The following is a 25,105-nucleotide window of genomic DNA, read 5'->3' on the forward strand; positions in this document are numbered from 1 at the left end:
GGATTAAAGACATAATAAAAAAACTTGTTACTAACTCTTAAAAATAATGGTGGAATTTGAGAACAGAGAAGAAGAAGCGGAAAAAAAAAGAAGATTTATATTTGAAGCTGCGATCGCCGTTTTCAAAAGGAAAGGAACTCCTATTTTCGCTATACTCCCGCCTAAACCAGCCTTAGACGGAATTCCTACGTATGACGATAGAGGGTTCTACAATAATGATCCTGAAGAAGATTTTCCACAAAGTGATTTCCCAACTATAGAAGAAGTAGAGGAAGCATTAAGGGATCTTGATAGCTCTGACTTGCTCGACGATATCGTGGATGAATGGGGGGAGGAGATGCAAGATTTAATAGATGAACTTGAAGAAGAGATTGAAAATTTAGAAGAAACTGAGGACGAACTTCCAGATGCCATAGAGGAAACCGAAGAGGTCTCGTACGAAGAAGACATCCCTGATGAAGAGGACAGCGAAGAAGACACTAAGGAGAAGTGCTGGATTATATCATTAGGGGTAGGTGATAAAAAAATCACGTTTAGCACTTGCGATAAAAAAATAGAAAAAAAAGACCCAAATAAACCACCAGATATTGATTTAGAAGAAAAAGATACAATAGATCCTCCTATACCCCCGACTGAACCAGGCAGACTGATTTGTCCTATTAACAAAATAATTTTTCGAGTTACCAAGACTGGAAGGTATAAAGAAGAGATTGAGCCTATAGCTGAATATATTGTAGGATGGTTTACGCCGACATTTGAGACCAAATACCTATTAGAGCCTCATGGTATTGATTACAGTATTATTTCTGGGGCGACAGAAAGCTTTACCGCCTGGAACGTAGCGTGGGATTATAGTGAAAGCGAATTCGGCCCAAAGACATCAGGAGGGGCTACTCTTTACGCATCCTCTTTTGGAGAGAGTTCAAACACAACAAATAGTCTGTTTGAAGAGTTTAAGTTATTGTCAGGATACAGCTTCCCTGACAGTGCCACTGATTATCTTAAATTTATAAGAAAAGATGAAACTACTAGGACTCTAATCAGATATTCTTCTGCAAGAAGTGATGCTTGCTATATACTACCGTTAGGAGAAGAGCCTCCTCCTAGCCTTAGCCCACCATCAGTTGAAGAAGTTGATGATTTAATCGTAGAAGAAAAGGACGGTGACAAAATGAGTGATGAATGTTGCAAAGCTACTTTATCTTTGTTGAGGCAAATATATCATGTAACCGGAGGGGCAGAAGATTCCCTATATCCCTCGGAGGTGACAATTGATGAGTCTGACGACGTGATAGAGGTTAACAATATTAAAGAGAAAATCGATCTTCTCTCTCTTCCTGGGCAAAAGTCGAACGTCGATAATACCCTTCTTCAGGGCATAGCAAACGTGACAGGAACAAGTGCAACACCTTTATACCCATATCCATCAGGAGAAGAAGGCGAGCAAGTAAACAACCTTCTAGAAGAGATCCGTGAGAAACTTGCTGTCTTAATAGAAATTGCTAAAGTAACAGGTGCGCTGGAGGGATACGGGAAACTTCCTGAAACGATGATAGGGAATGACCCTAAGCAGATAGACATCAGTAATACCCCTGAGATGCTTTTGTACATTTTTAAATACTTAGATAGCGTTCTAGGGCAATATCCTATCGAAACAAAGATAGAAGATGCTGACATATCAAAAGAGGGGGAGCAACCCGAAGTAATCAAGTTACCTAATATTTCTGAAGCATTAGCTGAACTTTATGGCGTAGCATATACTAACGCTATAAATATAAAAGACAAGCGACTAGAAGTCGCTACTAACGCTGAAATTTATTTTATTAAAAAGAATCTGTTCCAAACAAAGTATATGATTAATTCAATAATTGAATGGCTAGGATTTGAACCTGACCTAACAAGGAAGAAGCTTAAATTCGCAACAAATCCAAAGAAAAGAAAGTATGATGAGTTCCTGGAGCCTAGCGAGAGAAATGTAGAGGTTTTAGAATTCAAGGAAGATAAAAAGAATAAAGATTTTCGGTATTACCTAGACAAGTTACTGAGATCCGCTACTACGATTCAGAAGGCTTTCGGTATTCCTGTAAACCCAGGAGATATCTCTGGCAGCATTTTGAGTTTCATAAAAGGTTTAGGAAACGATCCTGCCGAAGAGTGGAATCAATTCAAAGAGGAACTAGAAGACGGGAAATTCACTGACGACGACTTAGGAAGTGGAGATAACCCCAGAATAAGCAGCCCTACATCAAAGGACGAATCGAATAGCTAGGCACTTTCTGCCTGTAGTAACTCCGCGAATATTTTATGACTATCGGAGAAGCATCAACCTAGTTTATATAATAAAATTATTATATAAAATTATTATATAAACAAAATAATCAAAACCTCAGTTGATATCGACTACAATACAAAAGTATCCCAACCCTAAACCTTGTCAGGACACATAGAAATGGCAGAACTTGAACTAGACGTAGAATATCTCTCTCAGAATGATAATTGGCACAACCCAAGTGGTAGCTGCAATGTTACCGCCTTAGCAATGGTATTGAATAATCTAGGCATAGAACGGTATCCTAGATACAAAGAGTACTCTCAGTTTGAAGATGAATTATACCAATATGCTTTAGACCATAGTTACTCAAGGCATAGCCCGTATGATTTGAGGCAAATTGCGGAAAATTATGGAGCGAACGCCTCCTTCCGCTCGCAAAGCTCTATAGAAGAATTGAAATCGTGGATGGATAAATGGAATCTACCTGTAATTATCCATGGGTACTTCACAAGCTTCGGGCACATAGTAACAGTCGTGGGATACGACGAGAACGGTCTTATTGTGCATGATCCTTACGGTGAATGGTTTTCTACTGGATACCGTAAGGACTTGAGTGGGGCGTATTTACACTATTCGTACGAATTAATCAAGCGGACTTGCCTCCCAGATGGGTTTCTTTGGTGTCATTTTGTCCGGAATCTTAAAGATGATAAAAAGAGCTGAAATTTGCGCTATAATGAGGAGAAATAGGACATACCAAAACAATGCCGGGCAAAATTCAATTAACTAGACATGAAGAAACGATCGCGATGCTTCATAAGATCGCGATCGGTCAACAAAAACTTGTTGATGTTCTCTCGGGAGAAGGAAACACGGTACAGGTGAGTGTCAAAGAGTTGGCAACTCCCGCGGAGGAAGTAAGCCAACTCTTGGTTGGATCTACTGAAATGAAATTCTTCTACGGGCAGGACGGAAGTCCATACCCGGATGAGTTACAACCTCTAGTAGAGCCGTTAAAAAATACCTTCAATTATGAACAAGTCCGAGTAGGCAGTGACCTATTCTATATCGAAGGGGAATACGAAGCTATGAATATTGCACAGCTCCCTACGACCGTATTGGACGACTATAACTCAAATAATGGTACCTCTTACACGGCTAAAAGCAAGACAGAGGAATATCTGCGAATCCCCCTAATGAGGTTTGCCGGCTCAAGGAAACGTCTCGATAGCGACTTAGATCATTTATGGGTAAATACTCAAAATGGAGATGAAATAGACTGGCTAGAACCGCTTGACGCATTCTCTCTTCCTAGCAGTGACCTCATTAAGTTAAGGTACGACGAGGAAGATGGTCGTTATCCAGTTTTGTTCGGAGATAATTTGACTTGGAACGTCAAGATTAAATTCTCTGGGCTTATCAAGGCATATATGCCAGAAGAAATGGTCGACCAAGACATTGCCCAAAATATTTAATAATATTTACTTTACCCCAGAAATTTCTGGGGTAAAGTATGTTAACGCTCTTGAGTGTTGGCAGTGTTATAAATTTCTCGTCAACACCGTTACGTCACCTTTTTGATGGGAGAAACGAATTTATAGTTGATAAATGATTTTTAGAATATCCCGATCAAAATCCAAGCCTTGGGCTTCGAGCCTTTCCAAGGCCAACTCATAACTCAAAGGTTGCTTGCTGTGATTCATTAGTAAATCGATCTCAGTTTTTAAATTTTTTCTTGATTTATAAACCCGATCGTTTACAGCGACAGAATGCCCCAGTATCCTTGCCCTTATCTCTTGAGGTATCCCATATTTCTCTCCTAATTGATTGGCTAAATGTCTAAAAGCATACGCCTGGCTTACTGGGCAATCCATTCTCTTAAGGGACTGAGAAAAGCGATCGCTGAAGCCTCTCACTATCACTTCAGGTTTATTTGAATTAGGTTCATAAATAGGCAGACAAACGTCCTTTAAATGTAATTCATCCCAAATACCTTTATCTGTAACCATCGGACGAGATATCCTTTGTCCAGTCTTGGTCGATGCTCCGAAGTATGTAAACTCGCCAACAACCAATAACATATCTTTGTTGTTAACGTCAGTGATAGCAGGTATTGTCGCATCATCTTTCGCCCAAGGAACTTCCAGATTTTCTACTGCTGCTATTTCGCTCGGACGCAATCCATACATCACACACATCGCAGATACCCATAGCCATCCCCTCCTCCTCTCTGCCACATCTGTAGGTAAAGATGACAGCTCTCGGGAACGAAGCTGATGCCATGAATGAAAATCGTCCCAGCTACAACTCTGCTTTTCTGAGAATATTGTTTGTTTGGGGTTAATTTCATCCAGGGTCTTAATTAAGCTTGCATTCCCAGAGCGACTAGCGACATCCTTAAGGAAATAATAAGCGTCTCTAAAAGATTTCGTCCCCTGTTCCCAGGAGAACAATACTTTTTGAATTCCATTCCAGTCAGGATAAACATCTCGCTTAGAAATTTTTTTAAAATAATACTCCTTAGTTCTTTTGAATGAATTTTGGTCGCTTAAATTGTTGCGATCGCGTTTCCTCCCTGTATTTTTGTGAAACCCATTAAAGTAATTCTCTTCTATTTCTTGGAATATCTGCTCATAAGTCTTTAAGTCGTTCTCGATCTCGCTTATCTCAAGGATTTCTTTATCGTACCAATCCCAGAAATCACTAGCTAGCAAGAAAGTTTTCAGTGCATCAGCCACTTTTTTGGCCTTGCTGACCGCAATAATAATACCTTCTTCAGTGAATTGAGTATTGCAAGCCTTACTACTGCGTTTTCCACTATCTGGGAATACAAATTGGAGTAACAAATATTTATTACCTTGCAATTTCAAGGATACCCCTTTTGGACATTCTTTCTTTTTCCGGTGGAAAAAGGCCAATAAGTCTTCAAAACTTGTATATTGATTTTTACTCATTTTTTACTCACCCGGCTTTATTTTGAGTAAGTAAAATCAACGCTATATCGTAATTACAGGTCTGTCCTCCGCTTCGAGTCCCATCGTTCGCCCTTTGTCAAGTTATGGAGTCTTAAGCATCCAAACCTAGAAGGATGATTCGTTGGCGACTTTTACTCATAATTTACCAAAAAATTGGGGTATGTGCCTCGCCCTTAACGAAGAAAGTGTTGCTTAAGTTTTGCTACAACTCTTCTATACTATTTGCTAGTGCTATCCACTCCTGCACACTTAAATCTTCTGCACGGACTTGAGGATTTACTTTTAACTTTTCTAATAATGGGAAGAGGCGATCGCGTTCAATAACTGCCTTAAGATTATTTCTTAACATTTTCCGTTTACTAGCAAAACCTAATTTAACTAACATTTCCATTTGTTTAGGATTATTTGCCTGGGGTTCTATTAATTGAGGGCGTAGTCTTACTACTGCTGAATCAACTTTTGGTGGAGGATAAAATGCCTTGGCAGGTACATCACAAATAAATTCACAATTTGCTAAATATTGGATTTTTACTGATAGGGAACTATAAGCTTTTGAGTCTGGTTGAGCGCAAATTCTATCTGCTACTTCTTTTTGTAATAATAAGACGATTAAATCATAAGTATTAGCCACAGGTTGGGCAATTGTTCCTAAGAGTTTTTCAAGAATCGGACCGGTAATATTATAAGGTATATTCGCCACAACTTTATTGGGATTTTGGAAAGTAGGAAATTGTGCTAAATTTGTTTCTAAATCTAGGGATAAAATATCTCCTTGTAACAATAAAAAATTTTCTACTCCGCCAATTTTTTTGACTAATTTCTGACATAAATCTCTGTCAATTTCGACTGCAACAACTGACTCTGCTAGAGGCAATAAACGATGAGTTAGAATACCTGTACCTGGTCCAATTTCTAAGACGCGATCGCTATCTGATAATTCAGCAGCTTGAACAATTTTATTAAGTGCTTTTTCACTCCTCAACCAATGTTGAGCAAATCTTTTTCGGGGTTGAATAGTCATGTTGGTTGTTGTTAAAATTATATAGCAGGAAGAAGGGGCAAGAATAAAGTAGGAAATTCTACAAAAAAATTGATAATTTGAAGGAGAATATTTTCTGTTATCCTCTGATTATCTGACAAATAGTTTGGGAGTTTTTCAAATGTTTTATTTGCTGATTTACGATAATTTTATCTTGGTAAAATCTTTACTAGACTTATAAATTTATAAATAGACTTAGATATGAATAGGAGACTAGCTTCAAAATAATTAAGAATTAAGAATTAAGAATTAAGAATTAAGAATTCGGTAATATTAATCATAAATTCTGTCATGTAATATATAGGAGTTCTCATACTCGTCAGGTACGCGCATTATGCCTTCATAAATACGGTAAGTTTTAACGCTTACTACTTATAGTAATCCACGCATAGGTTGTAAGATTTTACCGTAGGGGGTTGGTCTCCAAATCCCTTGGCGCTTAGGTTTGGAGACCAAACCCCTAGAGTTTTTTCTCACGAATGATTTCTTATGGCTATACTTCAGGTATAATAAACGTTGTATATAAATATAGTCATATATAGTTAGATATAGTCTTTAGAAATTTGGGCGACTATTGACATAATCTAACTTTGTCGGTAATAATAGAAAATTAAAGAGTCTCAAGAGTCAGTGATCTGAGTTCAATAGGGTGAAATTCCTGGACTGACAACTGATAACTGATAACTGATAACTGAAATGACACGCTACCTCTAGACACATAAGAACATAAGTCCAAGCCTCTGTATTATAACCAAGTAGAAATCGAATCAGGGAGATAATCAAAAAAGAGGAAAAGAAAAAGTAGTCCCAAATGTCTTTGACCATGGGATAGAGGAGCCAGTGCGCCCTTGCGGGTCCCCCGACTTGAAGCAACTGGCGTGGTGTTGTAGTGCCTCCTCCGGAGGAGCTGCGCTAACACGAGCGTCAGGGTAACACCTGCAAAATAAGGATCAGTATCTATAGAAGCACCAAAAACATCTATTTTCATAATAGACATTTCCAGAATTTTGTATTGAATAACAACTTTACAGGAGATTATAGTAAATTCTCAAAATCTTCAAAGTTTCCTAAGTATTATTTAGATGCAGGGGTATTAATAGCATTTTAAAAAAATAATTTTACCAATAATTAAAGACGATAAAAAGACTTTACAGGAGATGTCAATTTGACTAATTAAGATAAGTGATGAACCGTGCCTTTTCTTGCCTTATGCATTCTGTCTTCCCGCTACATTTCAGTAAAATGTTTATACAATAAATGATGGATAAATTGATAGCGATCGCCTACTCTTTGCAATAATAAACGACTCGCAGCATAATTGAGAAAACGACGATAATTCCAGGGAATATGTCCATTAAAAAATAGAATAATCCGCAGCACAAAATTTTTTAGTCCGGGCAAACCAAAAAACATCCCAATAATTACACCTCCAATAGAACCACTAATTAAACCTTGGTATAAATCGAAAACCAAGGTAAAAATAAACCCAAAAATAAACCCCCAAAATAACACACTAATCAAATTAACAATTAACTGATATGCCTGTAACTCGCCGTTAGAATCTAACCAAGCTGGCCGTAGTTTTTCTATTGTAAATTCCTGACTGTTATCTGCGGCCATTCGTTGTGCTAGCCATGCTAACCATCGTCTTGTCTGTTCCGGCAGTGGTTCTCGGCCTTTAGAATACCAATTATAGTTATTATCTCGCCCTAATTGACGACGAATATAAGCATTTAATAAATATTTTTCTCTTCCCTTTTGAGAAGTAATTCTTCTCCAAGCAGCAATTAAAATTTCCTCATAAGCTAAGGTCATCATACTTAACATTAATGGTATTTCAGCTAAGTTTAATAACTCTGGTTCATCCTGAAGATAATGCCAAAGTTCTCTACTACTAGCTGCTAATAAATAATCTTGAATCTGACCTGTGGTTAAAGGCTGTAATAATACAGCAGCATTTAATTTAAACTTAGTCCGACAATTTTTATAAGCGGTAAAACTACTGCAAATAACTAAGTCCTTTGGTTGCAAATATACTGATAATTTATTAATTTCTTCTAAGCAACTTTTAGATAATTCTGGAGATACTCGATCAAATCCATCTATTAGAAGTGACAATTGTTGATTTTCTAACCAATCTCTAATGACCTTTTTGGGTATCTTGTACTTAAATTTAATTTGATTAACTAACCAATCTAAAATATCCTGATTTTTATTTTGCCATGCCGAAAGGTCTAATAATACTGGGATTGATGTTTGTGGTTCTTTTTCCGCCCGAATTACTAGCTTTCTAGCTAATTCTAGTAAAGTTGTAGTTTTTCCACCCCCAGGATTTCCTAATATAAGTAATTTTCCTTTCATTCTGTCAAAAACTTGGATAATACTTATTTTTTCTGGTAGTTGAAAACTAGGGCGCTTTCCTACTTTTACTTCTATATCCCAAGAACGTTTTAACTGTTGGGGGGGTCGCTGACGAACAAGATTAACTATCACTGCATGGTGTAGAGACTGCGATCGCAGTTGCAGAACTTCTCTTTTAACTGTATTTAATAGTTTATCGCGATTTCTTTGCACCTTCGTATATTTCTATTGTTAGATGATTGAGTTAGCTGTTATATAAGCATTTAGCTATCAGCAGTCAGCTATTCCTTTCCTTCGGAATGCTACGCAAACAGCAATTAGTAATGAATAATTACTTCTAAGGTTTTGTCCTCAGGCCCATAGCAGTAACTTTTTATTATTTTTCAATTTCAAAGGTTGTTTTTACCTTTCCCAAAATTAATAGCTGAAGTCCGCAGTTCCGACCTAGGAGGCTAACTAATAGCTGATGGCTGTTAGCTCCGCATTCCACAGGAAATGCTTACCCTGTTATTTTGATTTAACTATATTTATAGTTAAAATATTAACAGCATATATCAGTCTTAATAGGTAATAGTGATACTTGTGATCAAAATGCAAATTAGCCAATAAAGTGAACATAAAATCTAGTGTATAAAGGGTGAAAAATTATGTCATTCAACATAGGACAACTAATCGTTACAGGAATAACTGGCCTTGCTAGTGCTACCTCTGTTGCTTATTTCACAATTCAGTCTGATTCGTCACAATTTACTACTAATTCTTTACAGACACAAAAATTGGATAGCAACCTAGTTTCACTGGCTCCTAAACATCAACTAAAATCTTCATATTCAACTCCTAATTCCTCAGATTTAGTTAGTCAAAATTCTAGTCCCGTTGTGATTACACCATCAACATCGGGATGTAAAGTTAGTATGGCCATAGTAGATGATCCTGAACCACCTCTAAATGTTCGTAACAGTCCAGAAGTTAGAGAAGGCAATAAAGTTGCTCAACTTAACAATAATACCTTTGTTTCTGTCGCAGATGAAAAATCTGGCTGGCTACAAATTACCGATCCAGTTATAGGTTGGGTTGCCAAGAACCGGACTCGTAGTACTTGTCAGAGAGTAGATAAGACTATTACTTTTTCTCCAGAAAGTGACACAGCTATTGTTAGAGGGGAGATGATTGGTACTGGTAATCATAATTATCGGGTCAGGATGATCCAGGGTCAGACCATGACTATCAAAAATTTTGGGGATGTATTTCCGGCAATTATTAGTCCTGATGGCCAACTTATGGCAAGGGAACCTAATATTAAAGGTAATGAAAATGAATGGACAGATACTGTGCCTATTAGTGGAGTATATACTTTAGAATTAGATTCTAATTTCCGTGGATTTGAATATGAATTTTTAGTAGAAATTAAAGAAAATAGGAAATAGGGAATAGGGAATAGGGAATAGGGAATAGAAATAGGGATTTGTAGCAAACATTTATCAAACTGCTGTAATAATTATTGTTGTAGTGGAGTTCGCGTAATGGTGAAGATATTATTTTTTAATTTCTCCCACACTCCCCATCTCCCCATCCCCCCATCTCCCCATCTCCCCATCTCCCCTACTCCCCCAGTCAATAAAATGGGGGATTTTAATTATAAATTCTGTGCCTTTTTCTAGAGCAGAAATACATTCTAATTCCCCCTCGTGGTGTTCAACAATAACTTGATAGCTAATTGCTAAACCTAATCCTGTACCTTGACCCACTGGTTTTGTGGTAAAGAAAGGGTCAAATATTCGCTTTTGTACTGCTTCACTCATACCCATACCATTGTCAGTTATCCTAATTGTTATTTGATTTTCTGTCTCTATCTCTGTAGTAATAGTAATTTGAGGAAGGGAATTGCTTGATTCTTTTCTGATTGGTTGTACTGCATCAATAGCATTACCAATAATATTCATAAATACCTGGTTTAGTTCGCCGGGATAGCATCTTACTTTGGGTAATTGACCGTAATTTTTAACAATTTTAATTTCCAATTCATGGGGTTTAGCTTTGAGATTATTTTGGAGAATCATTAGAGTAGAATCTATTCCTTCATGTATATCTACATTCTTAACTTCTGATTCATCAAGGCGAGAAAAATTGCGTAAAGATGCTACAATTTCTTTAATTCGATTAGCCCCTATTTTCATAGAAGTTAGTATTTTTGGCAAATCTTCAACTAAAAAATCTAAATCTACTTCTTCTATAATATCTGTTACTTCCGGAACAGATTCTGGATAATATTGCTGATATAGTTTAATGATATTTAATAAGTTTTCAGCATATTCTTGAGTATGGTCTAGATTGCCATAAATAAAGTTAACAGGATTATTAATTTCGTGAGCTACTCCTGCTACTAACTGACCTAAAGAAGACATTTTTTCTGTTTGAATTAGTTGGGTTTGAGTCTGTTTTAATTCTTCTAAAGTTTGAGCTAGACGTTGATTTTTTTCGTTTAATTCTTGGGTGCGTTGCTCTACTTTTTTTTCTAAAGTATCGTAAAGCAAAGCATTTTCTAGAGAAATAGCTGCTTGGGTGGTAATCATTTCTAATAACTGTAATCTTTCTGGGGTAAATGCACCTGTTGTTAAATTGTTTTCTAAGTAGATAATACCGATAAGTTTACCTTGCTTGATAATAGGAGTACATAATATAGATTGAGGTTGCTTTCGTTTGAGATAGGGGTCGTTTACCCATGTTGCTTCTATAGTAGCGTCATCGAATACCTGGAATTGTTGGGTTCGCCACACATAGTTAATTAATGCTTGGGGTAACTCTTGAGTTGCTGAAATGGGTATGACCGGACGCTCAAAATTTTGTAAATACTGCTGAGGATCTACAACATGAGTTATTGCTTCTAGAATTAACTGCTGTTCTTTGAGTAGGATAAGAGCGCATTTTTGGGCACCAGCATTTTCCATCATCAGTCGAATTAATGTTGATAGTAAGTTTTCTAGTTTTACTTCTCCAGATAGAGTTTGATAAGTTTTGAGTACAGTTGATAGATCGAGGATATTTTCTCTGTTGGTGCTTGGTATCTGGGAAGTTGCCAGGGAGTCGCTATTTTCAGAGGAGCCAAGAAAAACTGATGTTAGTAGTTGTGGGTAGCGTTTTTCTAAATCTTTGACTTTTGTTAGCGCTCCCCAATTAATATATCCATAGTAAGCTTCTAACATATAGGTTTTGGCAATTTTGCTTTTACCCCACTCTAGATAGAATTTGGCACAGAGTTCGTTTGCGAGAGCTGCTTCTTGGATATATTTGTTTTCTGTAGCAAGGGCGATCGCTTGTTCGTAAGTTTCTATCGCTTCGAGTTTTTTTCCGAGTATTCTTTGTTTTTCTGCTGTTATTAAATAATATTTATGGGAGTGGTTTGTTGGTGCGTGTTTTGCCCAAAACTTCATTTTTTCTTGATTAGCAGTTACTTCTTCTAGTATGTGCTTTAGTTGTTTAGTTTCTGCATCTGAGTAATAAGCTAATTTAGCTAGTGAGCTATAAAAGTAATATACAGGAAAATAAAATAACCCAGTTACACCGTTAACATATTCTTCTGCTAGAATTGCATAATCTTTTGAGCTTTGAAAATTTCCCAAGAAATAGGACAGAATTAATTTATTGAAGTAAATTTGAAATAAAGCATAGCGGTCGTTAATATTTTCATAGAAAGGAATAAATTTTGTCTCATTAAAAGCACTGCCTGATAATAATTCAGGATTTTCTGTCTCCCCAAGTAAATTCAGTACAGCTTGATGATAAATCTGATTATAATAATAATTATTTTTTTGTTTAAGCTGCTTTAGAGAATTGCTATAATTTGCTATTTCTGACTCTAGTTTATTTAGAGATATACCTGCTAAGTAAGAGTAACCACAGTAGTGAAGAATGCTATAAGCAGCATACTCTAAATCTCCTGTTTCTAAACCAATTTTATAAGCTTCAAGCAAATAAGGAAAAATTTCTTGAACATGATTTTTCCAATGTTCTATGGCATTGTAAACCACTTGAAATACTTTCGTTTTGAGGTGTTTACTATGAAATTTTTCGAGCAACTCACAGGCAAGTCTACCAAACTGATATCCTATATCTATCTCTTGTTCTACACTACATAAAAGTAAACCATAATTGGCACAAAAAAAAGCAAATAATGGAGAAATACCTACTTGTAAAGATAGATCAATTGGTTCACATATAATCAGTGGTAATAGTTCTGGTTTACCAACAAATGTCAAAGAAAAAATTGATGATAAAATCTGCATTGCTGCTAATTTTTGTTGGTCTTGTATCAATGGTAAATTAATCAGTTCATCAATATTTTTTCCTTTCAATTTATCCTTAGTTGTTTGCAAGCATTTTTGAATATATGATTGAGTTGGATTTTTGGGAAAGCTAATACCAAGAAGTTCTAAAACAGATAAACTAATAGTTAAAGCTTCTTGTAGTTTACTTAGAGCAATGTAGGCTTGTATTTTAATTTCATAGATGTTGACTTTATCCAAGAGATTATTAGCTTTTTCTAATACAATATCAACTAACTTCTCCATTTCTTCAAAATCACCATTCAAGTAGGTAGCTTCTGCTCCTTCTTCATATAATGTCAATGTTAGTTGATATTGAGTTGACCAACTATTTTCAGTTAGTAGATTTATCCCTGTATTAAAATAAGATATTGCTGTTTTATAAGCAGTAGAAACTTTAGCCTTAATTCCAGCTTTTAAATTTAAACTTGCTAATTCTTCCCTAGCTTCTGCTTCTGTAATTAATTCCACACCATAATTGAGTTGATTGACAATTTCAAATATTTTTTCTTCTAGTTGGTCATCCGCCGTACTATTTAAGAGTAATCTGCCAATTTTCAGATGAATCTCTTGTTTTTTCTGTTGTGGAATTAGACTATAAGCTGCTTGTTGAACCCGGTCGTGGAGAAAATGATAAATTGGTGTTTGTAAATCGGTTATTTCAGGCAAACGATCGTCATTTTCTCCCTGATAAAATTTATAGGTTTCGTCCTCTGGCAAAATCAATCCTTCTGATAAAGCATTCCACAAAATCAACGCAGTTTCTGACAGATGTTTTTCAGAAACAATAGATAGAGTTTTTAAATCAAACTTGTTACTAATACAAGCTGCTAATTGCAATATTTCCTGAGTTGAAGGGAGTAATTTTTGTATTTGGGCAGCCATTAATTCTATTACATCTCCCCTTGCTGCCAAAGTTTTAATTTCTGGCAAGTTGAACAACCATTTATCCTGTTGATAATTATAAAAAATTAATCCTTCTTTGTGGAGAGACTTGATAAACTGATTGCTAAAAAAAGGATTACCTTGAGTTTTTTGATAAATTTGTTCGGTAAGTAGTAGTGATTCCTGTGGAGAATAATTGACAGTATCAGCCACTAAATTATTGAGTGCCCACTGACTCAAAGGAGTGAGAATAATTTGATTAACAACAGCACCTATTTCTTTGATTTCCTCAACAGTTAATATCAAAGGATGTCCAGAATTTACTTCATTATCTCGATAAGCTCCTATCAGTAATAAATAGTTAATGTCAACTTTTTCCATTACCAACTTCATCAACTTCAACGAAGCTAAATCTGCCCATTGTAAGTCATCAAGAAATATTACTAAAGGATGTTCAGCTTGAGCAAATACAGAGATAAAATTTGAGAATAATAAATTGAAGCGATTTTCTGCTGCACTTGGAGATAGTTCCGTGGCCAGGGGTTGTTTGCCAATCAATAATTCTAATTCGGGAATTACATCAATTATAGCTTGTGCTTCTTCTCCTAATACTTGTTGTAATTCAGTAGCGATCGCCTGTAACTTTTCTTCTGGTTCGCTTAAAATTTGCTTAATCAATTCTTGAAAGGCATTTAACCAAGCATAAAATGGAATATTTCGTTGAAATTGGTCAAACTTTCCAGAAATAAAATAACCTCGTTTATTGAGGATAGGTTTGTGAATTTCATTAACTAACGCTGATTTTCCAATACCAGAAAATCCCCCGACCAACATCAGTTCTATTTTAGATTTATTTTTGTTACAAATGCGGTTAAAAGCTGTTAGTAATATCTCGATTTCTTGTCCTCGCCCATAAAGTTTTTCCGGTATAATTAAGCAGTTGTTATTATCTTTTTCTCCCAAGTCAAATAATCTGATTTTTCCAGTACTTTCCCACTCAGATTGACATCTTTCTAGATCGTGGCGCAATCCTGCTGTTGTTTGATAACGTTCTTCTGGTATTTTTGTCATCAATTTCAGCACAATAGCATTGAGAGCTGCTGGTAATTTTGGATTTAGCTTAATTATAGATTGTGGTTGACGAGCAATGTGAAAATGAACTAATTCTATAGGATCTGTTGATTGAAAAGGGAGTCTTCCAGTCAATAATTCATAAAATGTAATTCCCAACGAGTAAAAATCACTGCGATAATCAATACCTCGATTCATCCGCCCAGTTTGTTCGGGAGACATATAGGCAAGAGTACCTTCAAGAGTATGAGGATTGCGTATTTCTGGAGTCTCTTTAGGTAACTTAGTAGTACTACTAAAATCAATTATTTGGATTTGTTTAGTTTGGGGATTAATAATAATATTATGAGGTTTAATATCTTTATGAATAATCTGATGTTGGTGTAATATTTCTAGTGAATTAACTATTTGCAGAGCAATGTGAAAAAATTGATTAATGTATGTAGAAAAGCTGTTGAAATTAGAAGTATTTTGATTGTTGATAAATTGATTTAGAGAGATACCCCCAAAATCTTCCATTACTAATATTAAACGTTGCTCAAATTTTTCCAGAGCAAGCATTTTTACTATTCCTGGAAAATTCAAATTTTTGATAAGTGTGTAAGCATTGCGATATCTAGTCAATTCGTTGAAATTAGGATAGGGATGATGCGACAGCTTCAGGATGACTGGTTTTTGGTATGACTTTCCCTTAGCACGATGAACAACAGTGCGATCGCTGACGTATATTTTTTCTACGAGTTCATAGTTAAGTATTTTGTGCATCAGCAAACCCTAAATTTTTAATAAATATCCTATAGTATTATACCATTTTGAAAAAAGAATGTTACAAGTAGTAAGCAGTATTAAAATAATTTATAGGAAATATTATTGGACGAAAAAGATAAATTACTACTATAAGGTTTCAGGAAACCGAAAAATTATGAAAAATGACTGCCAGAATCATAAAACCCAGATGGGTATTGAACTTGTAGCTTGTTAAATAGATACCAAATGGCTTCTATACAGTTATCGCAATCTTTACTTCCATTCAATGCACATATAAAATGTCGGAATATCCCAAGATTTTTCCCACTCTCATTCTTCCTTTCTAGTGATATCATGTCCGTTGGGGCGCGTTTGTGTAAACCCAAGAGTGAATATAGCAATGTGCGCTGGCATATTTACAAATTACAAGAACTGTCCAATAGCTAAAAGCCTTATATTATCGGTTTTTTATTCCCCCTTCCGGAGCTGTTGCCTCACAGGAGTGCGCATTCCGCAAGCGAGCTGGCGTCGTCGCGGGGTCGCACCGCTGTTGCCAGATGAGCTGTTGCCTGCGCACAGCGCTATATCTGGAAATTTAAGTTTTTTTCTTGCTCTTAAGCATTCCTGCTTCTTTCCTCTTCCTTCTTCCCTCTTCCTTCTTGCTTCTTCCTTACCTTAGCTATACAATACCGATGCTACCGGACATGATATGACTCCTGAATTATACGATCGCTAATTATCCAGATACTAATATCATGTTCGGTTGAATACTTACACTTTGGAGGAAGGAAGGCAGAAGGCAGCGGGAGCTGGAGGCAGAAGCGGTGCGACCCCGCGTCGGCGTCAGCTCGCTTGCGGAATGCGCACCAAGAGAGGGAAGAAAGGGTTAAAAGGGATCAAGTTTTTTTATAACTGATTATCCGAACATGATATAAGATACTATATGAGATCAAATCCGTTTAATTCGGTATAAAAAAATGTTCCATCTGACCGCCATTGCCAAATCTTTCTTGACCTCCCCTACTCCCCTACTCCCCTACTCCCTATTTCTTGGTTTAACTCTTCTTGAACTCGTTCCCATTCAGTTTCAACTAGAGAAAGAATTTCAAGAGCTTTTTTTAAATTAAAATCTGCTCCAGACTCAATCACAGCACGAGTCATGTGCTCTAATTCTTGACACAATTGAGAAAAATTAATTGCTCCTAGTAAAGCACTACTAGACTTCAGAGTATGAGAAGCTCCTTTTAATGCAGTATAATCATGTTTTTTGATAGATTTCCTCATAATATCCATGTGCTTATTACCATCAACAAGATAGTCTTGTATCAAAATAATTAGAGTATCTGGTTCATCATCATAAAGATTGCGGAAATCTTCTAAAGTTTTGGGATTTATCGCTGATTTTTTCTCATCTTCTGCTTCTAATATATTCTCCAATAAATCTAAATCTGTAGCTATAGCTCGATCGCTTTCTGGTGAATTCTCTAAATCAATTAAATTTTCGTCAACTGCTGCCAATTCTTGTAAACCTGCTTGAGAAATAAGCTTGATTTCATCATCATTACTGGGAAGCAAACTACTACTTGACCCTGGAGTGGGAAATGTATTCTTAACTAATGCTGCTTCCTCCAACTGAAAGTTGGATTTTACTTTACCGTTGATAAATTTCTGCTGCTTATAAGTAACTGGTTTCTTCGGAGGATCTCTTTTGACCAATGCTGAATCATTTCTAGACGTTGATTTCTCCTTTCGTATTGGCAACTTGCACCTGTTGAGAGCTTCCACTAATTGATCGCGACGAATTGGTTTGGTCACATAATCATCCATACCAGCATTGAGACATTTATCACGATCGCCCTGCATAGCATTAGCTGTCATCGCAATTATCCAAGGACGTTTTTCTTCTGGATAATCTTGATGAATACGACGAGTGGTCTCTATCCCATCCATCTCTGGCATCTGTACATCCATTAAGATCACATCATAGGGTACTCGCTTGAGAACCTCTAAAACTTCTATTCCATTAGCAGCTACATCTGCACGATAACCGATTCTTTCTAGTAAGTGTATTGCTACTTTCTGATTAATTACATTATCTTCTGCTAACAAGATACGGAGATGAGAGCGATCGCTACTTCTCTCGCTAAACTTTTGAAAATATTTCAGACCTAAACTAGGAGTTTTTGTACTAACTGTTGCATCTGCTGTAGTACCAAATACTTGCAATAAAACATTATAAAATTGAGACTGTTTCACTGGTTTATTCAAAAAACCAGCTAAATTAACTTTTGCCTCTTGTAGTTCTCGGAAAATTTCTGCCTTGCCGAGATAAGTAAACATTAATAAGGGCAAAGATAACAAACTATTTTGCTTGGCATTTTGTTCAGCTTCCAACTTCCGAATCTTTCTCACTAATGTCAACCCATCCATATCTGAAAGATTCATAGCAATAATTCCTATATCAAAATCTCTTCTCTGGTTCAACCAGCTCAAAGCTTTTGTACCAGAATCAGCAATTATAGGTATCATTTCCCATGAATTAACTTGTTGTTTTATTACCTCTTGATTAACAAGATGACTTTCCACAACTAATAATTTTTTACCTTTTAAGAAACTATCAATTCCTTCAGAAGAAGGAACTGTAATTGCTGCGGCTTGAATCGTAAAATAAAAGGTTGAACCTCTATTAACTTTTTCAGGTTTAACAAAGTAAGGAGGTGGAGAACCTGCTATATTTACTAGAGATTCATTAGTATTTGAATTGGCAATATTTACTTCGTTTTCTCGGTTATTCTCATTAGTTTTTGACTGAATATTTTCCCTATTTTCTTCTGTCAATTCATCTATTTCTTTCTGCTGAGAAATCACCCACATTTTACCGCCCATCATTTCACTTAAACGTTGACTAATGGCTAATCCTAAACCTGTACCACCATATTGTCTAGTTGTAGAAGCATCTACTTGGGAAAAAGCTTTAAACAAGCGGTACATGCGGTCTCGAGGAATACCAATACCTGTATCTTTCACCGCAAACTGAATGTCATAAGTACCTGTGATTTTACTAGGAGCTTCACAATTAGATATTTGCTCGTAATCTATATCTTCTAATCGATCATTTTGACTAACTTTTCGAGCCGTTACAGAAACAACCACTTCTCCTTTTTCTGTAAACTTCACAGCATTTCCTAGCAAATTAACCAACACTTGACGCAGCCTTGTTACATCTCCCACAATCATTCCTGGTACAGAATTATCAATTAAACAAGCAAGCTCTAAATCTTTATGTGCTGCCCTCGGTGCTAATAATTCTAACGCCTCTTCAACACAGTTCCTAATATCCAAAGAACTTTGTTCTAATTCCAATTTACCAGATTCTATTTTAGTAAAATCAAGAATATCATTAATAATAGTTAAAAGCGCATCTCCACTGGTGCGAATAGTCTCTACAAAATCTCGTTGTTCTGAAGTTAATTCCATATCTAATAGCAGACTTGTCATCCCAATTACACCATTCATTGGGGTGCGAATTTCATGACTCATCATTGCTAGAAATTCACTCTTAGCACGGTTTGCTACTTCTGCTGCTTGTCGAGCTTGTTCTAGAGCTTGATTTTGAGCTTCCAACTGTTGTTTATGAGTAACTTCTGACTCTAATATTTTCGCCTGAGCTAATGTTAACCCTACCTGAGCGGCGACATCTTCTAATAAGTCTATTTCATCCTTAGTCCACTGACGCATATAATCACATTGATGCAAATTAATAATACCATTTGGCTGTCCTTGATAAGAAGTGCGAACTGCCAACATTGACCTAACATTTAGCCTCCGATACATCGGTGCAGATGATTTTAATAAAGGGTCTGAAAATATATCTGGAGTAGCGATCGCTTTGTCTTCTGATAATAATGTTTCTGTATGAGAATTGTAAGTAACTACAATATCTAAATCTAAAGTTGATTCATAACCAGTTTCCAAATATTCAGCAACACAAGGGAGATGAGGATAAGGTTGAGAAAGATAATTATGAATTGAACAACGGTTGACTCCAAATACTCGCCCAATTTCGGTAGCAGTAGTCTGAAAAATTTCTTTAGTGTCTAACCTAGAGCGAATTTCTTGAGTAATTTGTTTGAGCAATAAAATATGCTGATATTTTTTCTGCAAGGTTTCTATAGCATCTTGTCGCAACAATTCGCCACCGATATAAGTCGCCATTAACTTTAAAACTTCTATATCTGTTGAACTCCATTTATTCTTCGCAAGACGACTGCTAAAACTGAGAGTGCCATACATTCTTCCCAAAACAAAAATTTTAGTGCCAAGATAAGATTCTACGCGACGCACAGTATATGCTGGATGATGTCGCCACTGAGAATTTCTCGCAGATCCGATCGCTAGAGGTTTATTGGAGCGCAATACTTCCCGATCGAATGTCTGCTCAATGGCGAAAGCGTCTCCTTTGGCTATTCCAAATAAGAAATCTTCTGGTAAGTGAGCCGCAATGACCTCATAACGTTCTCCTAAAACTTTTCCTAATAGTCCTATATCCATGCCAAACCGACGGCATCCCATGTCTAATAATGCAACTATTTTGCTTTCAAAAGAGTTATCTGCGTTAGTAGTAACTTCATATAATTCTCTAATTGCTTTTTCATTAGCTTGCAAATTTTCTTGGGTTGCTATCCTCGCAGAAATATCGCTAAGGGTACTTACCATACCAGTAATATTGCCTTTGCGGTCTGCTACCAATGTACTATTCATTTCTACTGAACAATAATTCCCATTTTTGGTTAACCACTTCAATTGATAGCAACCTGCAACTAATTTTTTATTACTAGCAACCAACTCTATATTTTCATTTTCTTGGGTATTCTCTGCTGAAGAATTTAATTTATTTCTATCTTCTGGGTGAATGAACTCTAAATAATTTCTACCTAAGCTATTTTCACAAGTAAAACCTGTAATTTTTTCCCAGGTCTCATTTAAGAATATTAAATTACCTGTAGCATCAGTTTTCAAAGCTATCTCTTGAATATTATTAATTATTTCTGTGTACTGTTTGACTTGAGATTTTAGTTTGATTTCTGTTTCTTTAGACTGAGTAATATCTATCAAACTTCCCACCATTCTCACTGGTGTTCCCGATTTCCATAATGCTTTTCCTCTGTCTATAACCCAGATAAAACTATGATCTTTGCGTTTTATGCGATATTCTATTCGGTAGGATAAAGATTTATTTGCTAAATGTTCTTGAACAGCTGCACTGACTTTGTTGATATCTTTTGGATGAATTCTATTTAACCATTCATCAATTTTATGGGAAATTTCATCATCTCTATAGCCCAACATTTTTTTCCACTGAGATGAGTAAAATATTTCATTTGTTTTGATATTCCAATCCCAAACTCCATCTTGATTTCCTTCAATTGCTATAACTGTACTTTCTTCTGTTTTGAGATGAATTTTTTCTAAATTTTCCCGCTCTATAACAGATTGCTTTAGTTTTTCATCATTTTTTTGCAATTGAATAGATGTTTTTTCTATATAATTATGAAAGCGAATTAATGATTGATATAATGATTTAGGTAAAAGTATTTGTTGAATGATTTTTGTAGTAGTAATAATATTAGTTGTCTGGCCTGTGGGAGCTTGTACAATTAGAGGCAGCAGATAATAACTTTTTTTCATTAAACCTAAAGCTACTTCTACACTGGCCTGAGAACGGACTAGCATTGGTAAAGTATTACAAACTGTCTCAGCTTTAGTTTTATTAAAATCTATTTTTAATGCTTGTAATTGTACTATATCTCTACTGCTAATTGTCCCTAATATTTTAGTCGATTTCTGACTTTGATATGGATTTTCTTTGGTTTCAGTAATCAGAATATAACTAATATTATGGGTAAACATCAGTTGGGCAATTTGCCGAATTGAGAAAGAAGATGAAGCTTGAATAATTTGAGATTCAGAGATTTGTTCTAATTGATTAATTTGGATTAAGTTAGTTGGTAAAGTTAAGGATGAGTCAAAGGTTATTTTGTTTGCATTATTGTGAGCTTCTAATTCTTGTTTTTGGGATGCGACCTTAGTACCATTTTTATTATTAGTACCATTTTTATTAATAGATGCCTCCCCTTGCCTGTTGACTATTAAATTTAGACTCTTGTTATTTGTCTGAGGCAGATCGAAGATTAAACTGCGGGTAGTCACTAGGCCAATAAGCTCTTCTGAGTCATTAACAATAGGTAAATGGCTGATTTGATGCTTTTCTAATATTGCGAGGAGAGCAAAGATATCTGGAATTTCCGATAGTCGGGCTGTTATTATAGATCTAATCATAATTTGAGCAATGGGAAATCCACTTAGGGAAGCGCTAATAGAAATTAGCTGTACTAAGTCTCGCTCAGTAAATATACCAATGATTGGCCCGAAAGATTGTAGCTTTGTATCTTGAGATTTGGAGCCATTACTTTGGCTTTGAGATTCTGTAGTGCGATCGCTTTGTGGAGATATTTTTACTACATGAGAAGGAGAGGATGATTCTACAATTAACACACAACTTGCACCTGTACTACTCATATAGATAATGACATCTTCTATAGGAGTTTCTGGTGTAGCGGTAAAGGGACTATAATTAATGGCCTGACTGATGGAGGGAATAAACATATTAGATGACTCTGATGATGTTTGAGCAAAAATATAACGATGTAGAAATTAGTACCTAATAATGCAAGTTTGAAGATTTACTTTTGTCTGACTGATATAACTTTTCTGTCATAGTTACCTCAATTTCCAGAATAATTTTTAACTAATGCTAATTTCTACATTTTGCAGCTATTTATGATCATGAGGGACTTTGAAGCTCTATTAACAACTTGCAAACTCCAAAGTAATACCTCTGAAATTAATCATAGAGGTTTCAAGCCTAGTTTATCTAGGATAATTCTTGTAAAACTCAAAACCAAATAAATTACAATACAGAAATTATCAATTTATCTAAATTTTTGCACCAGTTAATTTTGACTTCTTTCTGTAAAATATCTACTGTACACCCTGTTAGAAACTTCTCTTTTGGACAAATTGTCAATTTCAATTATAGTACTTATACTACTTAAAGTAAGCCTGCACTTTATAGCTTAAATTAATTATGGCTGAAGCTTAATGCTGAAAAAATATGCAGAAATTTAATAGTTTTATTTTGATTAAATTATATCATTTAATTAAAATTTTGTCAATCTATGATTCCCATAACATTATAGTTCTAAGGAACTTCAAAAAAAAGTAAATAGACAAATAATTGTAATCAATTGAAACAGCAGGAGCAAATATACTGTGACCTTTGAAGAGTTGATTCAGAAAGGAGGCCCAGCGATGTGGCCTCTGCTAGTTTTATCAATTCTGTCCCTTAGTACCATAATAGACCGCTTATGGTTCTGGACAAATCTATTGATTAAGGAAAAACAAACTGTGAGCCGAGTATTAGAAGCGGCACGTCGTGACTGGAGTATAGCTACAGAAATGGCTAGACGCACTCTAAAACAACCTATTGGTCGTTTTCTCTATGCTCCTCTGCGATTACAAAACCCAGAACCTGAAGTGTTTAAATTGGCACTAGAGGCTTCTGCCGATGATGAGTTGGCCTCAATGCGTAAGGGAGATAAATTGCTAGAAGGGGTTATTGCTTTGGCTCCGATGTTGGGGTTACTAGGTACTGTTTTGGGTCTTATTGGCTCCCTTAGTTCGATTCGCCTTGGGGATCTAGGCACTTCTTCAACTGCAGGGGTGACAGTTGGTATTGGTGAAGCTTTAATCAGTACTGCTGCTGGTTTGGTAGTAGCTATTTTTAGTTTAGTATTTTATCGATTATTTCAAAGTTTGTTATTTAATCAAATAAAGGTTTTTCGGAAATCTGGCAATGAATTAGAATTACTCTACCGACAATATTGGCAACAGACATCTTTAAATAATTTAAATAAATACAATTCACCAGATAATAATACTTATTTTCCCCCTACATGGACGCAGAATTCTCAGAGTATTCCAGATTCTTTAGAACAGAATACAAAACCAACAGATTCTCCAGGGGAAAAGGATATTGATAAAACTATAGATGAGACAGATAATAATTAATAATTAATAATTGTTGAAAGGAGGTACTGATATAACAATGTGCGCTGGCATATTGACAAGTTACAAGAACTGTCCAATAGTTAAAAGTTTTATATTATTCCAACGGAGATGCTACGCAAACAGTTTTTTATTCCCCCAGATGAACTGTTGCCTCACAGGAGTGCGCATTCCCTCTCTTGGTCGGCGTTCCGCAAGCGAGCTGGCGTCGTCGCGGGGTCGCACCGCTGTTGCCTGTTGCCTGTTGCCTGCGCACAGCGCTATAACTGATAACTGAAGTGAATTTTTTCCAAATCAAAAAACAATGAAACTTAATCAAGAATTTGCTACTGAAGAAGTTAGGATTGAATTAATACCTCTAATTGATGTCATATTCTGCATTCTAACTTTCTTCCTTTTAGCGGCTTTACAACTCACTCGTCAACAGGCAATTAATGTTGACTTACCAAAAGCTAGCACGGGTAAACCTCAATCACAAGATATGTTACTTGTAAGTGTAAATGATGTGGGAAAAACCTTTATTGAACAACAAGCTGTAAATGCAGTTGAACTCGAAAAATTTGTGCGGAGATATCATCAAGTTAATCCTCGTGGAGTCGTTGTATTATATGCTCCGAAAGAAGCAAGATACAATGATGTTGTGCAAGTTCTAGATTTATTGCGAGAAGTAGGAGGCGATCGTGTGGCTCTAGCAACTTTACCAGGCGCACCTCAAACAGGTCCTGGTGCTACTACCAATACTGATAATACTGATTCTTCAGTTACTCCCTCTGAGTCTGAGTCCAAACAACAACCCACTCCAGCAAGGACAGTCAACCCCAATGAATTTCAGTTACCTACTGCTCCTGAGTCATCTGCAGATTGAGTCTTTTCATTTGATGCAAATATCTGTTTCCTGTTGCCTAAAAAAACTTTTTTTAATATTACTTGAGCTATTGGTAGGGTGTGTTTTGCTACCGCACAACTCCCCTACGCGATTTTTGTTGTGACTATGAGGTTCAGAGATAGGCAAAAGCTCTGTAGTAATAGCGATCGCTTCTAATGCACAGAGGGAAAATTTGGCAAAAAAACTTCCCCTGATGTTGAGGAGGTTTCCATTAATTCCGCTTCAAACGAAGCACTAGATCCCAACTCCGCACAAGCGGGCGATAGCTGTAGCTCTGAGGTTTCCATTAATTCCGCTTCAAACGAAGCACTAGAGGATGGCTGATAGATTTAGCGAATTCATGGTCTCCTCTGTTGTTTCCATTAATTCCGCTTCAAACGAAGCACTAGAGTCACACTGACCGCTCGGGTTGCGGTATTG

General features: G+C 36.1%; 12 protein-coding genes and 1 CRISPR repeat array (1 of these 13 only partly in view). Of the genes, 6 read left to right on the top strand and 6 right to left on the bottom strand.

Going from position 1 to position 25,105, the window contains the following annotated elements; all coding sequences use genetic code 11:
• The first annotated feature begins 46 nt into the window (after positions 1-46).
• From F6K15_RS01165 to F6K15_RS01175, 3 genes are all read left to right on the top strand, one after another.
• Positions 47-2,269, top strand: a complete 2,223-nt coding sequence (locus F6K15_RS01165) for a hypothetical protein (RefSeq protein WP_293056070.1) — start codon at positions 47-49, stop codon at positions 2,267-2,269.
• Positions 2,270-2,449: 180 nt separating this feature from the next.
• A complete protein-coding gene (locus tag F6K15_RS01170) occupies positions 2,450-2,995 on the top strand; it encodes a C39 family peptidase (RefSeq protein ID WP_293056072.1) in 546 nt (181 codons plus the stop codon).
• 41 nt (positions 2,996-3,036) lie between these two features.
• On the top strand, positions 3,037-3,747 hold the full coding sequence (locus tag F6K15_RS01175; protein WP_293056075.1) for a hypothetical protein: 711 nt from the start codon (positions 3,037-3,039) through the stop codon (positions 3,745-3,747).
• A 120-nt stretch (positions 3,748-3,867) separates the two neighbouring features.
• Here F6K15_RS01175 and F6K15_RS01180 read toward each other — a convergent pair whose 3' ends face one another.
• From F6K15_RS01180 to F6K15_RS01195, 4 genes are all read right to left on the bottom strand, one after another.
• Complete coding sequence (locus F6K15_RS01180) at positions 3,868-5,226, bottom strand: recombinase (protein WP_293056078.1); 1,359 nt, start codon at positions 5,224-5,226, stop codon at positions 3,868-3,870.
• Between the two features lie 223 nt (positions 5,227-5,449).
• Entirely contained in the window at positions 5,450-6,268 is an 819-nt protein-coding gene (rsmA, locus tag F6K15_RS01185; protein WP_293056080.1) for a 16S rRNA (adenine(1518)-N(6)/adenine(1519)-N(6))-dimethyltransferase RsmA, read from the bottom strand.
• A gap of 763 nt (positions 6,269-7,031) precedes the next feature.
• Entirely contained in the window at positions 7,032-7,274 is a 243-nt protein-coding gene (locus F6K15_RS01190) for a hypothetical protein (RefSeq protein WP_293056083.1), read from the bottom strand.
• Positions 7,275-7,513: 239 nt separating this feature from the next.
• Positions 7,514-8,860: an NACHT domain-containing NTPase gene (locus F6K15_RS01195; RefSeq protein ID WP_293056086.1), complete on the bottom strand. Its 1,347-nt coding sequence runs from the start codon at positions 8,858-8,860 to the stop codon at positions 7,514-7,516.
• Between the two features lie 434 nt (positions 8,861-9,294).
• Here F6K15_RS01195 and F6K15_RS01200 point away from each other — a divergent pair, with 434 nt between their 5' ends.
• Positions 9,295-10,074, top strand: a complete 780-nt coding sequence (locus tag F6K15_RS01200; RefSeq protein WP_293056088.1) for an SH3 domain-containing protein — start codon at positions 9,295-9,297, stop codon at positions 10,072-10,074.
• A gap of 108 nt (positions 10,075-10,182) precedes the next feature.
• Here F6K15_RS01200 and F6K15_RS01205 read toward each other — a convergent pair whose 3' ends face one another.
• Together F6K15_RS01205 and F6K15_RS01210 are read right to left on the bottom strand one after the other, a co-directional pair.
• Entirely contained in the window at positions 10,183-15,690 is a 5,508-nt protein-coding gene (locus F6K15_RS01205; protein ID WP_293056091.1) for an ATP-binding sensor histidine kinase, read from the bottom strand.
• A gap of 1,002 nt (positions 15,691-16,692) precedes the next feature.
• Positions 16,693-22,338: a response regulator gene (locus F6K15_RS01210; RefSeq protein ID WP_293056093.1), complete on the bottom strand. Its 5,646-nt coding sequence runs from the start codon at positions 22,336-22,338 to the stop codon at positions 16,693-16,695.
• Between the two features lie 705 nt (positions 22,339-23,043).
• Between F6K15_RS01210 and F6K15_RS01215 the strand changes: the two genes are divergently transcribed.
• Both F6K15_RS01215 and F6K15_RS01220 read left to right on the top strand, forming a co-directional pair.
• Positions 23,044-23,802: a MotA/TolQ/ExbB proton channel family protein gene (locus F6K15_RS01215; RefSeq protein ID WP_375341031.1), complete on the top strand. Its 759-nt coding sequence runs from the start codon at positions 23,044-23,046 to the stop codon at positions 23,800-23,802.
• A gap of 301 nt (positions 23,803-24,103) precedes the next feature.
• The gene (locus tag F6K15_RS01220) at positions 24,104-24,664 is read left to right on the top strand and encodes a biopolymer transporter ExbD (protein WP_293056099.1); all 561 of its coding nucleotides are present in this window, start codon (positions 24,104-24,106) and stop codon (positions 24,662-24,664) included.
• A 225-nt stretch (positions 24,665-24,889) separates the two neighbouring features.
• Positions 24,890-25,105: a CRISPR direct-repeat array (repeat unit 36 nt; unit sequence GTTTCCATTAATTCCGCTTCAAACGAAGCACTAGAG) (it continues 1,067 nt past the right edge of the window).

Origin of the sequence: Okeania sp. SIO2B3 (assembly GCF_010672525.1) — a bacterium.
Classification (GTDB): domain Bacteria; phylum Cyanobacteriota; class Cyanobacteriia; order Cyanobacteriales; family Microcoleaceae; genus Okeania.

Coding starts and splice junctions, on each gene's coding strand:
- F6K15_RS01165 (WP_293056070.1), top strand. CDS start 47: ATGGTGGAATTTGAGAACAGAGAAGAAGAAGCGGAAAAAAAAAGAAGA.
- F6K15_RS01170 (WP_293056072.1), top strand. CDS start 2,450: ATGGCAGAACTTGAACTAGACGTAGAATATCTCTCTCAGAATGATAAT.
- F6K15_RS01175 (WP_293056075.1), top strand. CDS start 3,037: ATGCCGGGCAAAATTCAATTAACTAGACATGAAGAAACGATCGCGATG.
- F6K15_RS01180 (WP_293056078.1), bottom strand. CDS start 5,226: ATGAGTAAAAATCAATATACAAGTTTTGAAGACTTATTGGCCTTTTTC.
- rsmA (WP_293056080.1), bottom strand. CDS start 6,268: ATGACTATTCAACCCCGAAAAAGATTTGCTCAACATTGGTTGAGGAGT.
- F6K15_RS01190 (WP_293056083.1), bottom strand. CDS start 7,274: ATGAAAATAGATGTTTTTGGTGCTTCTATAGATACTGATCCTTATTTT.
- F6K15_RS01200 (WP_293056088.1), top strand. CDS start 9,295: ATGTCATTCAACATAGGACAACTAATCGTTACAGGAATAACTGGCCTT.
- F6K15_RS01205 (WP_293056091.1), bottom strand. CDS start 15,690: ATGCACAAAATACTTAACTATGAACTCGTAGAAAAAATATACGTCAGC.
- F6K15_RS01210 (WP_293056093.1), bottom strand. CDS start 22,338: ATGTTTATTCCCTCCATCAGTCAGGCCATTAATTATAGTCCCTTTACC.
- F6K15_RS01215 (WP_375341031.1), top strand. CDS start 23,044: ATGTGGCCTCTGCTAGTTTTATCAATTCTGTCCCTTAGTACCATAATA.
- F6K15_RS01220 (WP_293056099.1), top strand. CDS start 24,104: ATGAAACTTAATCAAGAATTTGCTACTGAAGAAGTTAGGATTGAATTA.